Annotated in this window: 13 protein-coding genes; 8 read left to right on the plus strand and 5 right to left on the minus strand. The window is 68.0% G+C overall.

Annotation, left to right across the window (positions count from 1 at the left end):
- Window positions 1–5: 5 nt before the first annotated feature.
- Window positions 6–977: an alpha-ketoacid dehydrogenase subunit beta gene (locus G578_RS0107935; protein WP_028793774.1), complete on the plus strand. Its 972-nt coding sequence runs from the start codon at window positions 6–8 to the stop codon at window positions 975–977.
- A 215-nt stretch (window positions 978–1,192) separates the two neighbouring features.
- Window positions 1,193–2,926, plus strand: a complete 1,734-nt coding sequence (locus tag G578_RS0107945) for a thiamine pyrophosphate-binding protein (protein ID WP_028793775.1) — start codon at window positions 1,193–1,195, stop codon at window positions 2,924–2,926.
- 29 nt (window positions 2,927–2,955) lie between these two features.
- On the opposite strand, the gene G578_RS0107950 is transcribed toward G578_RS0107945, so the two are convergent.
- Window positions 2,956–3,837, minus strand: a complete 882-nt coding sequence (locus G578_RS0107950; protein ID WP_028793776.1) for a DUF305 domain-containing protein — start codon at window positions 3,835–3,837, stop codon at window positions 2,956–2,958.
- Between the two features lie 202 nt (window positions 3,838–4,039).
- Between G578_RS0107950 and G578_RS28285 the strand changes: the two genes are divergently transcribed.
- The 3 genes from G578_RS28285 to G578_RS0107965 are packed head-to-tail and all read left to right on the plus strand — an operon-like array spanning window position 4,040 to window position 6,829.
- Window positions 4,040–4,660 (plus strand): glutathione S-transferase family protein, encoded by a 621-nt coding sequence (locus G578_RS28285; protein ID WP_028793777.1) that lies wholly within the window; start codon window positions 4,040–4,042, stop codon window positions 4,658–4,660.
- 32 nt (window positions 4,661–4,692) lie between these two features.
- Window positions 4,693–5,913 carry a CaiB/BaiF CoA transferase family protein gene (locus tag G578_RS0107960; RefSeq protein ID WP_028793778.1) on the plus strand — a complete coding sequence of 407 codons (1,221 nt, stop codon included), beginning with the start codon at window positions 4,693–4,695 and terminating at the stop codon, window positions 5,911–5,913.
- Window positions 5,903–6,829 carry a DMT family transporter gene (locus tag G578_RS0107965; RefSeq protein WP_245565578.1) on the plus strand — a complete coding sequence of 309 codons (927 nt, stop codon included), beginning with the start codon at window positions 5,903–5,905 and terminating at the stop codon, window positions 6,827–6,829. Before G578_RS0107960 ends, G578_RS0107965 begins: the two co-directional genes overlap by 11 nt.
- A gap of 130 nt (window positions 6,830–6,959) precedes the next feature.
- On the opposite strand, the gene G578_RS0107970 is transcribed toward G578_RS0107965, so the two are convergent.
- Genes G578_RS0107970 through G578_RS0107980 form a run of 3 tightly spaced genes read right to left on the minus strand, consistent with a single transcriptional unit; the run spans window position 6,960 to window position 9,232 of the window.
- Complete coding sequence (locus G578_RS0107970; RefSeq protein WP_038013898.1) at window positions 6,960–7,430, minus strand: GNAT family N-acetyltransferase; 471 nt, start codon at window positions 7,428–7,430, stop codon at window positions 6,960–6,962.
- Window positions 7,431–7,432: 2 nt separating this feature from the next.
- Window positions 7,433–8,272, minus strand: coding sequence for a thioesterase family protein (locus G578_RS0107975; RefSeq protein WP_028793781.1), 840 nt, complete (start codon window positions 8,270–8,272; stop codon window positions 7,433–7,435).
- A gap of 60 nt (window positions 8,273–8,332) precedes the next feature.
- On the minus strand, window positions 8,333–9,232 hold the full coding sequence (locus tag G578_RS0107980; protein WP_038013900.1) for an amidohydrolase family protein: 900 nt from the start codon (window positions 9,230–9,232) through the stop codon (window positions 8,333–8,335).
- A 93-nt stretch (window positions 9,233–9,325) separates the two neighbouring features.
- Here G578_RS0107980 and G578_RS0107985 point away from each other — a divergent pair, with 93 nt between their 5' ends.
- Window positions 9,326–10,423: an ATP-dependent 6-phosphofructokinase gene (locus G578_RS0107985; RefSeq protein WP_028793783.1), complete on the plus strand. Its 1,098-nt coding sequence runs from the start codon at window positions 9,326–9,328 to the stop codon at window positions 10,421–10,423.
- Between the two features lie 24 nt (window positions 10,424–10,447).
- Here the strand turns inward: G578_RS0107985 and G578_RS28290 are convergent, their stop codons facing one another.
- Window positions 10,448–11,560 carry a matrixin family metalloprotease gene (locus tag G578_RS28290; RefSeq protein WP_051244306.1) on the minus strand — a complete coding sequence of 371 codons (1,113 nt, stop codon included), beginning with the start codon at window positions 11,558–11,560 and terminating at the stop codon, window positions 10,448–10,450.
- Window positions 11,561–11,726: 166 nt separating this feature from the next.
- On the opposite strand from G578_RS28290, the gene G578_RS0107995 reads away from it, so the two are divergent.
- Window positions 11,727–13,784 (plus strand): molybdopterin-containing oxidoreductase family protein, encoded by a 2,058-nt coding sequence (locus G578_RS0107995; RefSeq protein ID WP_028793784.1) that lies wholly within the window; start codon window positions 11,727–11,729, stop codon window positions 13,782–13,784.
- Between the two features lie 231 nt (window positions 13,785–14,015).
- Entirely contained in the window at window positions 14,016–14,903 is an 888-nt protein-coding gene (locus G578_RS0108000) for a division plane positioning ATPase MipZ (protein WP_028793785.1), read from the plus strand.
- Window positions 14,904–14,932: the final 29 nt, after the last annotated feature.

Below are 14,932 nucleotides of genomic sequence, written 5' to 3' on the forward strand. Positions count from 1 at the left end.
CGCATATGGTGACGATGACCTACGGCGAGGCCGCCAAGAACGCCCTGCACGAGGAGATGCAGCGCGACCCCACCGTCTGGGCGCTGGGCGAGGACCTGCGCCGGGGCGGGGTGTTCGGCCAGTACAAGGGCCTGCCCGAAATCTACGGCCCCGACCGGATCTCCGACGCGCCGATCTCGGAGGCGGCGATCATGGGCGTGGCGGTGGGGGCCGCCCTGTCCGGCACGCGGCCGGTGGTGGAGATGCGCTTCGCCGATTTCGCGCTCTGCGCCGTCGACGAGCTGGTGAACCAGGCGGCCAAGGCGCGCTACATGTTCGGCGGCCAGGCCAAGGTGCCCATCGTCGTGCGCGAGCCCATGGGCATGTGGCGGTCGTCCGCCGCCCAGCACTCCCAGAGCCTGGAGAGCTGGTACACCCATATCCCGGGGCTGGTGGTGGTCTGCCCGTCCAGTCCGGTGGACAATTACGGCCTGCTGAAATCCGCCATCCGCTGCGACGACCCGGTCGTCTACATGGAGCACAAGAACCTCTGGGCGCTGGAGGGCGAGGTCGACAACAACGACCCGCTGCCGCTGGGCCGCTGCCGGTTCCTGCGCAAGGGAACGGACATCACCCTGGTGTCCTGGTCGGACACGGTCCACGAGACCATGGCGGCGGCGAAGACTTTGAACGATGCGGGTGCCTCGGTGGAGGTGATCGACCTGCGCACGCTGTGGCCCTGGGACAAGGAGCGGGTGTTCGACAGCGTGAAGAAAACCGGCCGGCTGATCGTGGCCCATGAGAGCGTGCAGGCCGGCGGGTTCGGCGCCGAGATCGCCGCGACCGTGTCCGATGTCTGCTTCCGCGACCTCAAGGCCCCGGTGAAGCGGCTGGGCGCGCCGCGGGTGCCCATCGCCTATGCCCCGCCGCTGGAGGACACGGTGCGGGTCACCGCCGCGATGATCGCGGAGACGGCGCGGAAGCTGATGAAGATGTGACGGACGGTTCTTCGACACGCCCCGGCCCCGCCCCATCCGTCGTCCTGACGCAAGTCAGGACCAAGCCACGAACGGCGGAGCCGGGGGAAAACGGAAGCGTCGATGGCGGAGCGTTGATCCTGACGTGCGTCAGGATGACGTGAGGGTGGCCACGAGCGGATACAACGACACAGACGTTCGTCAGGATGACGACATGAAATTGCAGGAGTGAGCGCATGACCACCAACGAGATGACCGGCGGCGAGGCTTTGGCGCGGATGCTGCAGGCCTTCGAGATCGGCCCGATGTTCGGGATGGGCGGCTTCCAGCTCCTGCCGTTCTACGACGCCGCCCGCCGCCTCGGGCTCAAGCACTACCTGATCAACGACGAGCGCTGCGGCGCCTTCGCGGCAGACGCCTATGCCAAGGTCACCGGCCGGGTGGGCGTGGTCGACGCCACCTTGGGCCCGGGTGCGACCAACCTGGTCACCGCCCTGGTCGAGAGCCTGAACGCCGGCATTCCCATCGTCGCCCTGATCGGCGACAGCCACCGGATGCATTCCTGGAAGAACATGACCCAGGAGTCCCGCCAGCTCGACATCCTGCGCCCCGCGGTGAAGGAGGTGCTGCGCGTCGAGTATATCGAGCGCATTCCCGAACTGGTCCGCCGCGCCTTCGCCGTCGCCACGTCCGGACGACCCGGCCCGGTCGTGCTCGACGTGCCGGAGGACATCTGCCACGGGACCTACGGCTTCGACGAGGAGGAGTTCGTCGTCGATCCGATCCACCGCGCCGCCCCGGCCCTGCGCAGCCGGCCGGACGCCACCGCGCTGGATACCGCCGTCGACATGCTGGCCTCGGCCGAGCGGCCTTTGATGCTCTGCGGCGGCGGAGTCCATATCAGCCGGGCCGCCGACAGCGTCACCGCCTTCGCCGAGGCGACCAACATGCCGGTGGCCCATACCATGTCCGGCAAGGGCGCCATCGCCTGCACCCATCCTCTCTCCGCCGGTCTGTTCGGCCGTTACGACCGGATCGCCAACAAGCTGATCGAGGAGGCCGACGTCCTGTTCGTGGTCGGCTGCAAGCTCGGCGAGATCGCCACCAAGCGCTACACCGTGCCGCCCAAGGGCAAGACCGTCATCCACCTGGACATCGTCGCCGAGGAGATGGGCCGCACCCTGATGCCGGCGCTCAGCCTGTGGGGCGACGCCAAGGCGACCTTGGACGAGCTGCGCGTCGCTCTGGGCAAACGCGGCCTGAAGGACAAGCTGGCCGACTGGGCCGCCGACGTGCCCAAGCGCATGGCCGCCTGGCGTCAGGACGTGGACGGCCGGCTGAACGACGAGTCCTCGCCGATCAACATGGCACGGCTGCTGAACGAGCTGAACAAGGCGCTGCCCGCCGATGCCACGTTGGTGGCCGATGGCGGCTTCGCGGCCCATTGGGGCGGGCTGGTCTACGACACCAAGCAGGCCGGGCGCGGCTTCGTGCCGGACCGCGGGTTCGCGTCCATCGGCTACGGCGTGCCCGGTGGGATCGGAGCGGCGCTGGGGGCGCAGCATGACGGGCTCGGCCCGGTGGTGGCGCTGACCGGCGATGGCGGCTTCAACATGGTGCTGGGCGAGCTGGAGACGGCCCGGCGCCTGGGGCTGGCCTTCACGGTGATCGTGGTGAACAACGCGGCGTCGGGCTACGTGAAGGCGCTGCAGCACCTGATGTACGGCGAGGGCAACTACCAGTCCTCCGACCTGGCGGAGACCAACTACGCCGAGGTGGTCAGCGCGTTCGGCTGCCAGGGCATCCGGGTGGAGACGCCGGACGAGATCGCCCCGGCGCTGGCCAAGGCCCTGGCGGAGACCGGCCGGCCGACGGTGCTCGACGTGGTGGTGACGCGCGACCCGGCGAAGATGCTGCCGGCGGTCGATAACCGCACCGTGCAGGTCAAGAAGGGCGACCGGGTGGCTTAACGAGCGGCCCGTCCGCCGGAGCCGAGCCTTCAGCCTCGGCAGGTATAGTAGCCGCTATATCCCGCCGTCAGCCCACGCTCCAGATTCAGCACGAGATCCGCCTCCACGGGCTCTCCCGGTCCCTCGGATGCGAGCTCGCCACCGTCTCTGCCGGAGACACGAAGGGTGATGCCAGGGGCTGACAGGACCGGGGCGTTTGCGGTGGAGCGCGCGTCCGGCGAGAGCCGCACGAGGTCGCCGCTGATCTTCAGGAGCGCGGCTGCGCTTCCCTGCTGGTTGCCCACGGCCAGGACCGGATGGCTGTCCCGGGTGTAGGTGAAGATACAGTCCGGTTGTCCGGCAAAGAGCTGACCCATCTCCTCATCCCGCATGAATTCCGGGTCCAGGACGGACACCTCCGCGGTGGATAGCGCCTCCTCAAGGGAGACGATCGTGGCTGGAGCCGGATCCGCCTCCGTGCCGTCGCCATTGCGGTCGATATCGGAGATCAGATACCGCATCTCGGCGATTTCCTTATCCTGGGCGAAGATGATCTCGTCGGCCAGTTTCCGGACCCGCGGGTCGGAGATGCCGGCACGTGTCGACGTCATGATCGCGATCGAATGGTGAGGGATCATCGCGCTCATGTACGACCGGTCCTGGACCGTTGCCTGCCCTCGGACCAGCCAGAGCGAGCCGCCAAAGAGCAGGGCCGCTCCGATGAAGATCGCGGCATTCGCGGCGCGGTTCGTGTACATGGAGAGCATGAACGCCAGCATGACAATGGCCATCGTCGCGCCCATGAGGATCGCCATATACGCACGCGTTTCCGACCAGAAGACATGACTGAAGAGGTAGGTGTTCAGATACATTAAGCCGAGCATCACCACAGTCGACGTGGCGATCATTGCGAAAAATCGGCGGTATTTCATGACAACCTCCTGATAGTGTCATGAAGTGCCAACGTCGTTACCGCCCTGGAAGGTTGCGTAATTCGTGAAATTTCTTACGGGCAATTAGACCTGGGGTGACCAGCGGCGAGGTGTTCCATCGCTGTTCAAATCTGTCCCCTCCCACGACGCGCGCACTGAGGTAGGGTGGCGGCCGCTCAGAAGAACCGACCGGGAGGCCGCCATGAAGCTCTACTACACCCCGAACTCGCCCTATGCCCGGATCTGCCGGATCACCGCGATCGAAGGCGGTTTGGGCGACCGGCTGGAGCTGGATTGGGTCGGGCTGCGCACGCCGGACAGCCCGGTCATTTCCATTTCGCCGCTCGGCCGGGTGCCGCTGCTGGAGGATGGCGACCTCGTCCTGTCGGAGGCCCGCCACATCTGCGCCTATCTCGACGAGAAATCCGGCAAGCGGACCGTCGCCCGCTACGGCGACTGGCACGCGGTGGCGGCCGAGGCCCAGTCGCTCGCCTTCCTCGACGTCGTCACCGTCTGGTCCCGCGAGACCCGGCGCCAGGAGGAGGACCGCTCGAAGTTCATGCTCGACGTGGCCGACATCCAGGTCCGGCGCGGACTCGCCCACCTGAACAAGACCGTGACGGTCCCCGAGGGCGCCCCGCCGATCAGCTTCGACGCGCTCTGCCTCGTCGCCGGGATCGGCATGATGGAGTTCTACGAGCTGGTGCCGGACTGGCGCGAGACCTATCCGACCCTCGCCGCCTGGTCGGACGCCTACGACACCGTCGAATCCATCGCCACCAGCAAGCCCAGTCAGGACGCGCTGCGGCCTCTGACCCGCTGAACAGCTCACCCAGACCCGCATACGAGGCCTCCATGTCCGCCCTTCCGCTCGACGGCGTCCGCATCTTCGATCTGACGCGCATCCTTGCCGGCCCCACCGCCACCCAGCTTCTCGGCGATCTCGGCGCCGACGTGATCAAGATCGAGCGGCCGGGCCAGGGCGACGACACGCGCAAGTGGGGCCCGCCCTATGTGAAGGGCCCGGACGGCGAGGACACTTCCGAGAGCGCCTATTACCTCTGCGCCAACCGGTCCAAGCGCTCGATCACCATCGACCTCGCCAGCGTCGACGGCATCGCGTTGGCGAAGCGGCTGATCGGCGAATGCGATGTGCTGGTGGAGAACTTCAAGGTCGGCTCGCTCGCCAAGCTCGGCCTCGGCTACGACCAGCTCAAGGACGAGTTCCCCGGCCTGGTCTACTGCTCCGTCACCGGCTTCGGGCAGACCGGCCCCTATGCCGAGCGGGCGGGCTACGACTTCCTGGCCCAGGGCATGGGCGGGATCATGTCGGTCACCGGCACGCCGGGGGTGGAGCCCGTGAAGGTCGGGGTCGGCATCGCCGACGTGATGACGGGCATGTACGCCGCCACCAACATCCTGGCCGCCCTGCGCCACCGCGACCGCACCGGCAAGGGCCAGCATATCGACGTCTGTCTGCTGGACACCCAGGTCGCCTGGCTGGTGAACGAGGGGACCAACTACCTGGTCTCCGGCGAGGTGCCGAAGCCGCTGGGCAACGAGCATCCGAACATCGTGCCCTACAAGGTGTTCCCCACCGCCGACGGTCACGTGATCCTGGCCTGCGGCAACGACCGGCAGTTCCAGGGCTGGTGCGACGTGGCCGGGGCGGACGAGCTGAAGAACAATCCCGACTACGCGACCAACCCGCTGCGCCTGAAGAACCGGGTCGCGCTATATGCCGCCATGCCAGACTACATGATGACCAAGACCACCGACGAATGGGTCGCGGCGCTGGAGGCGGCCAAGGTGCCGTGCGGGCCGGTGAACACGATCGACCGTGCCTTCGCCGACCCGCAGGTGCAGGCCCGAGGGATGCGCATCGACCTGCCGCATCCGCTGGCCGGCGAGGGGACGGTGCCGCTGATCGCCAACCCGGTGAAGCTGTCCGGCACCCCGGTGCGCTACCGCTACGCGCCGCCGACCCTGGGCCAGCATACCGACGAGGTGCTGGCGGAGATCCTCGGCCTGTCCGAGGCGGAGATCGCCGCCGAAAGGGACAAGGGTGCCGTCTGACCTGACGATTGAGCAGGTTTCCGCGCGCCGCCGGCTGACGGTCGCCGCCCTGTTCATGACCGGGGCGGCCTCGCTGGTGGCCGCCACCACGCTGATGGCCAAGGTGCTGGGCCAGGATCTGCTGGGACCGCCGCTGCCGGGCTTCATGGTCAGCGCAGGGCGCTTCCTGTTCGCCTGGATGGCGCTGGTGCCGGTGATCCTGGTGATGCGGCCCGGCTTCCAGGGCACGCGCTGGCGCCTGCACGCGGCCCGCTCGGTGGCGGGATGGGCGACGGTGACCTGCATCTTCACCGCTGCCGCCCTCATGCCGCTGGGGGATGCGACGGCGATCTCCTTCCTCAACCCGCTGATCGCCATGGTTCTGGCGATCCCGCTGCTGGGCGAGCGCGTGGGGCCGTGGCGCTGGGGCGCGGCGGGCATGGCGGTGCTCGGCGCGCTGGTTCTGATCCGGCCCGGCATGGCGGCGTTCCAGCCGGCGGCGCTGATCGCGCTCGGCGCGGCGCTGTTCGGGGCGTTCGAGGTGATCTTCATCAAGATGCTGACCGGCAAGGCGGAAGGCGGTGGCGAGCCCGCCATCCGCATCCTGTTCGTCAACAACACGATCGGTGCCACCGTGGCGCTCTGCGTGGCCCTGAGCGTCTGGCAGTGGCCGACACCGCAGCAGTGGCTGCTGTTGGTCGCCATCGGATTGGTCATGGTCACGGCGCAGAGCCTGTTCATCCAGGCGATGAAGCGGGCGGATGCGAGCTATGTGATCCCGTTCTTCTACGCCGCCCTGGTCTTCGCCGCCCTGTACGACGCGGCGGTGTTCGGCGTGATCCCGGTGCCGCTCTCCATTGCCGGCGCGGCGCTGATCGTCACCGGCGCGATCGTGCTGGTCTGGCGCGAGCGGGTGAATCGCGTGGCGGAGAGCTAACCGCCTCAAAACACTCCCCGGATTTATTCCGGGGCCCACGGTTCAACCTGCGTTTCGCTTCAAGGGATCGTGCGACCCTGGGCGTGGACCCCGGAATAAATCCGGGGAGTGTGAAGGGGAGGGGGGCGGCTCACCCCAACTCCAGCGTCATGAACACGCTGTACGGGTCCTCCCGGTAATCCCCGAACGGGCCGCACTCGGTGAAGCCGTAGCGCGCGTACAGCGTCCGCGCCGCCGCGAAGCCGTCGGGCGATCCGGTCTCCAGGCTGAGCCGCGTGTAGCCCCGCGCCTTGGCCGTCGCGATGGCGTGCTCGACGATCTTCCCCGCCACGCCCTTGCCGCGATGGGCGGCGGCGGTGTGCATCGACTTGATCTCGCCATGCTCGGACGACAGCTCCTTCAGCGCGCCGCAGCCGATCAGGGCGTCGCCCTCCCACACGCTCCAGAACGTCACCTCGGCCACCCGCAGGCCGCTCAGGTCAAGCGCATGGCGGCTTTCCGCCGGCGAGTGCAGCGCCATGGTGTCGAGATGGGTCTGCAGCAGGGCGTGGACCTCGGCCAGGTCCAGGCCGCCCTCGCGAATCTCGGGCAGGGCCGTCATCGTCACTCTCCCCTAAGGGCGCGCGCGGCCTCGGCGATCTCCGTCGGTATGGACGAGGGGCGCCGGGCGTTCATGTCCAGATGCACGCCGAACTGGGACAGCTCGGCCACCAGGTCGCCGGTATCGGCCCGGATCATCCGGTGCACCATGCGCATGGAGGAGCGGCCGATGGCGCCGATGGTGGACTCGGTGTCCAGCGGCACGCCGACCCAGGGCAGGGCGCCGAGCGTCATCTGGAACTCGAAGGTGGAGTAGCCGACCCGGTTGTCGCGCATATGGCTGGCGGTCCAGCCGATGGCGTTCAGCAGGTGTCCGCCGGCCGCGGTGAAACGGTGGACCATGGCGTCGAGGGTCAGGCGTCCGGCCGCGTCCACGTCCTTGGGCAGCACCACATCGGTGGCGGCCGGGACCCAGGTGGCCCCGGCGCCGACCGCCGGCCGTGCCTCGCGGACCTCGCCGTCCCAGTCGGCATAGCCGTCGAGGGAGACCGGGCTGTCCAGGGCGAAGGTCTGCTCGGTCGTCGCGGCGACGGCGTCCGCCTCCATGTCGATCAGCTTGTGGCCGATGGTCAGGCCGCCGCCCCAGCCGCCGCCGGCATCGCCGCCGGTGGCGCGGATCGGGGCGGAGACGATTCGGTAGGTGTCGCCGGCCCGCAGCTCCTTCTTGTAGCGGGTGTAGCAGGAGGTGGTCCGCGCCTCCTTGGCCAGCACGCCCAGGCCGAGCAGGGCGCGGTCGCCGGCGGCGCGGAACTTCTCGTAGTAATAGGCCACCGTGAAATGCTCGACGATGTCGCATTCCCAGGGCGGGACGGCGGATCGGAAGGTCTCGTGGAAATCGGTCACGCGGTCGTCCCCCAAAGGCTCGTGGCAATCTCAGCTGGTGGCAATCTCAGACGGTGGCAGTCACAGACGATAGAAGCGGGTGGCGGTGTCGTGGAAGACCGCGTCCAGCTCCGGCCGGGTCAGGCCGGACAGGATGTCGAGGAAGCCCTCCAGCTGGTCGCGGAAGCCGACGCGCAGGCTGGCCGGCGGGAAGTTGGAGGCCCACATGCAGCGCTCCGGGCCGAAGATCTCCAGCGCCTCCAGCACCACGGCCCGGTTGCTCTCAACGCTCCAGGGCGCATCCTTCAGCCCGAGTTCCGACAGCTTCAGGTGAACCCAGGGGATCCGGGCGATGCGCTTCATCTCGACCCGCCAGGCGGCGAGTCCCTCCGGCGAGCGGTCCCAGGGGAAACCGGTATGGTTCACCACCACCGGGATCTCCTGATGCTTCTCGATCAGCTCTGCGGCCTCGCCCAGATGCCAGAACGGCACCCGCAGGTCGTAGCTGAGGCCGTATCGTCCGAGCGCTTCGTAGCCGCGGCGCCAGGCCGGGTCGGTGAGGCTGCGCGGCCCGTCCGGACGGGGGGCGTCGAGTGTCGCTGACGTCACCGGTTTGGAACGGATGCCGCGCATCAGCGGCGAGCGGCAATGGCCCTCCAGCTTTGCTTCCACATCGGGGTCGTCCAGCCAGACATGGCCGACGATGGCGTTCGGCATTCCGTCGCGTGCGGCGAGGCCCGTCAGCCATTCGGTCTCGGCGACCTGATTGTCCCGATCCCACTCGGCTTCGCAGTGCACGGTCTTGACGATGTTGAAACCGACCGCATCTCGCTTGTAGTCCTCTGGAAGATAGTTGCGTTTCAACGCACTGTAGTCGCCGAGGAAGAAATGCGGTTCCGGGCGGTCGCTGAGCCAGGGGTAATAGTTCGCCTCCAGGTCCCAGAGATGGTGGTGGGAGTCGACAATCTTCAGGTCGGTCATGCGGCGGGTCCGGCTCAATCCTGTTGATCAAGCATGGCACGGGCCGGCGCCGCGGGCCAAGGGATGCACCGGTAACATGAGCGAGGAACAGGCATGACCAAACGGATTGCGGTACTGACGAGCGGCGGCGACTGCGCCGGCCTGAACGCCGCGATCCGCGCGGTCGTCCTGCACGCCAATACGATCTACGGCTGGGAGGTGATCGGAATCGAGGATGGGACCCGCGGCGTGATGGAGCGTCCGATGCGGGTCCATCCGCTCGCCCCGTCCAATTTCGACGGTCACCTGCTGCGCCGCGCGGGCACGATGCTGGGCAGCGTGAGCACCGGCGACCCCTTCGCCTTCCCCTCGCCGCACGGGCCGGTCGACCGCTCGGAGGAGATCGTGACCGGGCTGAAGGATCTCGGCATCGACGGGCTGATCGGCATCGGCGGTGACGGCAGCATGCAGATCCTGGACAAGATCATGCAGCGCGCCGATCTGCCGTTCATCGGGATTCCCAAGACCATCGACAACGACGTCTTCGGCACCGACACGACCATCGGCTTCGACACCGCGGTTACCGTGGCGGTGGAGGCGCTGGACCGGCTGCATCCGACGGCGCAGAGCCACAACCGGGTGATGATCCTGGAGGTCATGGGCCGCGACGCCGGCCATATCGCCACCCATGCGGCGGTCGCCGGCGGCGCCGATGTCTGTCTGATCCCGGAGTTCCGCTATTCCATCGACGGCGTGGTCGAGGCGATCCAGAGCGTGGGCCATCACGGCCGCCGCTTCTCGCTGATCGTGGTGGCCGAGGCGACGCCGAAATCGGACGGCACCCAGGCCATGCGGCCGCGTCCCGGCGGCGGCGAGCGTTATGGCGGCATCGGCGAGTGGATCGGCGACGAGCTGGAGAAGCGGATCGGCGCCGACGTGCGGGTGACCACGCTCGGCCATGTCCAGCGCGGGGCCGAGCCGAACGCCGCCGACCGGGTGCTGGCCAGCGCGCTGGGCGTGCATGCGGTCGACCTGATGGCCAAGGGCAAGACCGGCCGGGTCGCGGTCTGGCGCAACCGGGGCGTGGGCGACGTGTCCATCGAGGACGTGGTGTCGAACAAGCGCCCGGTCTCGGCCGACGACATCGTCGTGCGGACGGCCCTGGGGCTGGGGATCTACCTCGGGGACGTGCCGTTGGCGCACCAGCCCTGAAACGGTCCGGACGGAGAGACGGCCCTACGTGACGTAGTCGACGAATGCCGAGACGTCGGAGACCGATACGCCGACCAGCTTGATGGTGGTGCCCGAGGTCAGACCGACATAGGTCGCGTCGGTTACGGGAGAAATGGAGGTGATCGAGACCGATCCGACGAGTTGCAGGCGGTCCTGTGTCACGTCGAAATCGACGATGTAATCGAACCCTTCGTTGGCGTCGGTAAAGACGAAGATGTCGGCGCCGCGATTGCCGTACATGTCGTCCTGGCCCAGTCCGCCGAAGATGCTGTCGTCGTCCTGTCCGCCGTAGATGGAATCCCACCCGTCGCCGCCGACGAGGACGTCGCTACCCATATTTCCGTAGATCACGTCGTTGCCGTCGCCGCCGCTCAGAGTATCCCAGCCGTCGCGCTGGGCGAGCGGGGCGCCTCTCGGTGTTCCGTCGTTCTGTCCGCCGTAGAGGGTGTCTGCGCCTGCGCCGCCCAAAATGTGATCCGTGCCACGGTTGCCGTAGAGGAGATCGCCGGCCCATCCGCCGGACAGGGTGTCCTGACCGCTGCCACCCCAGAGCGTGTCGCGGGCTCCTGTACCGACGAGGATGTCGGCCACGTCCGTGCCGGTTTGCTGGGTGACGATGGTCCCGCCGGCACCGTAGATCGACTGGATCACCTCAATGTCGTAGGCGGTCAGCTCCTCCTGCCCGTCGGCGAAGGTCGACATGATCGAGGGCGTATGGTCGATATGGCCGAGTCCGAGGGCGTGCCCCACCTCGTGCACCGCCGTCGCGTAGAAGATCCAGGTGTCGTTCGGGTCCATGGCGATCTGCGAGAACTCGAACTCGGAGGAGCCGAGAATGCCGTCGCTGTCGTAGTCATAGTTGGCAGCCCATCCGAGCACGCCGAGATAGCCATCGGAAAATGGGTCCCAGCCGATGATCCAGTCGGCAGTCCAGGGGTCCGAAATCTCCTGGTATGTGATATTGGCGACGGCCGACCATTGCGACATCGCCGCCTCGAACAGGGACCGGTAGGACGCCGAGAACTCGGAGGCTCCGGTCGCGCCGACGTTGAAGGAGTAGGTGATCGGCTGTCCCACTTCCCAGTGGGCGTCGAGATAATCGGAAGCTTGTGGCATGGCTCGATACGGCTCCGGTTGGCGGGGACAGGGCGTCCGACTGCGCATCGACGACAAGCAAAATCTGGACCAGTCCAGCCTAGACATTCCAGCGCACCGGGCATTTCCGATGGCGCGTGCAGAAACACCCGGTGACGTCCCATCCGGCTGTGTTTACGCTCCCCCCATGCCGCTCGACACCGTCCCCTCCGTCTGCCCGCACGACTGCCCCAGCGCCTGCGCCCTGGAGGTGGAGCGGATCGACCGTTCGACGATCGGACGGATCCGCGGGGCCGCGGCGAACGACTACACGGCCGGGGTGATCTGCGCCAAGGTCGCGCGCTATGCCGAGCGGGTGCACCATCCCGACCGGCTGATGAAGCCGCTGCTGCGCACCGGGCCGAAGGGCTCCACCCAGTTCAAGGAAATCGCCTGGGACGAGGCGCTGGACCGGGTCGCCGGCGCCTTCGCCGAGGCTACGGCAAAGCACGGTGCCGAGACGGTCTGGCCGTACTATTTCGCCGGGACCATGGGCCTGGTGAACCGCGACGGGATCAACCGCCTGCGCAACGTCATGGGCTACTCCCGCCAGGACGCGAACATCTGCACCACGGTCGTGCGCGCCGGGTGGATCGCCGGGATGGGCGACGTGAAGGGCACGGACCCGCGCGAGATGGCCAAGGCGGACCTGATCATCATGTGGGGCGGCAACCCGGTCTCCACCCAGGTCAACGTGATGACCCATGTCGCCCGCGCCCGAAAGGAGCGCGGCGCCCATTTCGTAGTGGTCGATCCCTACCGCACGCCCAGCGCTGAGGCGGCGGACGAGCATGTGATGGTGCGGCCCGGCACCGACGGGGCGGTGGCCGCCGCGATGATGCATGTGCTGTTCCGCGATGGCTACGCCGACCGGGCCTACATGGCCCGCTTCGCCGAGAACGTGGCAGAGCTGGAAGCGCATCTGAAGCCCCGCACCCCGCAATGGGCCGAGGCGATCAGCGGCGTGCCGGCCGCCCAGATCGAGGCGCTGGCCAAACGCTATGGCGAAACCCAGCGGGCCTATATCCGGGTCGGCTACGGCTTCGCGCGCTCGCGCAACGGGCCGATGCAGGTCCACGCCGTCGCCTGCCTGCCGACCGTCGGCGGCAAATGGCAGTACGAGGGCGGCGGGGCGCTGTGGAAGGTCGACGGCTACTACAAGGTCGACAAGTCGCTGATCGAGGCGACCGACCGGCTCGACCCGTCGACCCGGGTGCTCGACATGTCGCGCATCGGCCCGGTGCTCACCGGCGAGGACGCGGTCGTGTGCCAGGGCCCGCCGGTCACCGCCATGCTGATCCAGAACACCAATCCGGTCGCCGTGGCACCGGATACCGGCCGGGTGCTGAAGGGCTTCAACCGCGACGATCTGTTCGTCGCCGTGCACGAGCAGTTTCTCACCGAGACCGCCCGCCATGCCGACGTGGTGTTGCCGGCGACCACATTCCTGGAGCATGCCGATCTCTACACCGCCGGCGGGCACCCGCACCTGGAGGTGCACGACGCGGTGATCGACGCGCCCGGGGAGTGCCGCAGCAACCACCGGCTGCTGAACGAGCTGACCCTGAAGCTCGGCGGCGACCATCCGTCCTGCCACATGAGCGAGGCCGAGCTGCTGGACGCCACGCTGAGGAAATCCGGCTATCCGGGCTTCGCCGAGATGGTCGAGCGGCGCTGGCTCGATGTCGGGCCGAAGGAGGAGGCCGACAGGCGCTTCGCCAACGGCTTCCCGACGCCCTCGGGGAAATTCCGGTTCCGCGCCGACTGGTCCGCCCTGGGGCCGAGCGGTGCGGGGATCGAGGGATTCCCCGATCATGTGGACATCGTCGACCGGGCGACCGGGGACAAGCCGTTCCGCATGGTCACGGCCCCCGCCCGCAACTACCTGAACACCTCCTTCACCGAGACGGCGACCAGCAAAAAGCGCGAAGGGCGGCCGACGGTGATGCTGCATCCCGATGCCGCCGCCGAGCTGGACGTGGAGGAGGGCGCACGGGTGCGGCTCGGCAACGGGCAGGGCTCCGTGGTGCTGCACGCAAGGCTGTTCGATGGGGTGCAGAAGGGCACGGTGATCGTCGAATCGGTCTGGCCGAACGCGGCCTTCGAGGAGGGGGTGGGCATCAACCTGCTGACCTCCGCCGACAGCCCACCGCCGATGGGTGGGGCGGTGTTCCACGACACCGCGGTCTGGGTGCGGAAGGCTTAGGCGCTCGCCCCCACCCCCAACCGTCTCCCCGGCCCCGCGCCGGGGCCTAGAGAGGCCATCGCCGACTCATCCCGACCCCTCCAGCAGTTCTTGTTCTGGATCCCGGCGCGGGGCCGGGAAGACGAGAAGGCGGAACGGGGTCCACCCCCGTCCACCGCACCCCACGCTTGCGCCGAACCCTTTCCGCCTGTAACGAGTCATAGTGATGAAATCGCATGGAATAAAATCGCCGTGGCCGATACAGCCGTAGACTCGACCCCCGCCAACGACGCCCTGCCGGGCGAGCCGGCGCACGTCATCGTCGTCGGCTGCGAGAAGGGCGGGTCCGGCAAATCCACCACCTCCATGCACCTGACGGTGGCCCTGCTGCGGCTCGGCTACGCGGTCGGCACCATCGATCTGGACGCGCGCCAGTGGACGCTGACCCGCTACCTGTCGAACCGGGCGACCACGATCCAGCGCGAGAAACGCAAGCTGCCGATGCCCCGGCACTTCTTCCTGGCCCCGTCCGAGCAGCCGGTGCGCGACGAGGCTCGGGCCGAGGACCGGGCCCGGTTCGAGGCGATCCTGGAGAAGCTGCGCGGCCTGGTCGATTACGTGGTCATCGACTGCGCCGGCACCGACAGCTACCTCGCCCGCGTCGCCCATTCCTATGCCGACACCCTGGTCACCCCGGTGAACGACAGCTTCATCGACCTGGACGTGGTCGCCCACGTGGACGGCCAGACTGGCGAGATGGCCCGGCCCAGCGTCTACGCGGAAATGGTCTGGGATCAGCGCAAGGCACGGGCCCAGCGTGACGGCGGCTCGATCGACTGGATCGTGATGCGCAACCGTCTGTCCACGCTGGAGGCGAACAACAAGAAGGAAATGGCCGACGTGTTGCAGCGCCTGGCGCGCCGCATCGGCTTCCGCATGGCGCCGGGCTTCAGCGAGCGGGTGATCTTCCGAGAGCTGTTCCTGCAGGGGCTGACCATGCTGGACATGTTCGACGACAAGGCCCGCCCGGACGCCGCGCGCCCGCGCATGTCCCATGTCGCCGCCCGTCAGGAGGTGCGCGCGCTGATCAATGCGCTGCAGCTTCCCGAGCGCCGGCCGCGGGCCCGCCAGACCGGCTGACCTCTCCGCCCGCGGTGCGGATCGCCGCG

Source organism: Thalassobaculum salexigens DSM 19539, assembly GCF_000423805.1.
Classification (GTDB): Bacteria; Pseudomonadota; Alphaproteobacteria; order Thalassobaculales; family Thalassobaculaceae; genus Thalassobaculum; species Thalassobaculum litoreum.

Bases quoted from the DNA above. Each gene is read 5' to 3' on its own strand.
- G578_RS0107945 (WP_028793775.1), top strand. From the start codon at position 1,193: ATGACCACCAACGAGATGACCGGCGGCGAGGCTTTGGCGCGGATGCTG.
- G578_RS28290 (WP_051244306.1), bottom strand. From the start codon at position 11,560: ATGCCACAAGCTTCCGATTATCTCGACGCCCACTGGGAAGTGGGACAG.
- G578_RS0107980 (WP_038013900.1), bottom strand. From the start codon at position 9,232: ATGACCGACCTGAAGATTGTCGACTCCCACCACCATCTCTGGGACCTG.
- G578_RS0107950 (WP_028793776.1), bottom strand. From the start codon at position 3,837: ATGAAATACCGCCGATTTTTCGCAATGATCGCCACGTCGACTGTGGTG.
- G578_RS0107960 (WP_028793778.1), top strand. From the start codon at position 4,693: ATGTCCGCCCTTCCGCTCGACGGCGTCCGCATCTTCGATCTGACGCGC.
- G578_RS0107935 (WP_028793774.1), top strand. From the start codon at position 6: ATGGTGACGATGACCTACGGCGAGGCCGCCAAGAACGCCCTGCACGAG.
- G578_RS0107970 (WP_038013898.1), bottom strand. From the start codon at position 7,430: ATGACGGCCCTGCCCGAGATTCGCGAGGGCGGCCTGGACCTGGCCGAG.
- G578_RS0107985 (WP_028793783.1), top strand. From the start codon at position 9,326: ATGACCAAACGGATTGCGGTACTGACGAGCGGCGGCGACTGCGCCGGC.
- G578_RS28285 (WP_028793777.1), top strand. From the start codon at position 4,040: ATGAAGCTCTACTACACCCCGAACTCGCCCTATGCCCGGATCTGCCGG.
- G578_RS0107995 (WP_028793784.1), top strand. From the start codon at position 11,727: ATGCCGCTCGACACCGTCCCCTCCGTCTGCCCGCACGACTGCCCCAGC.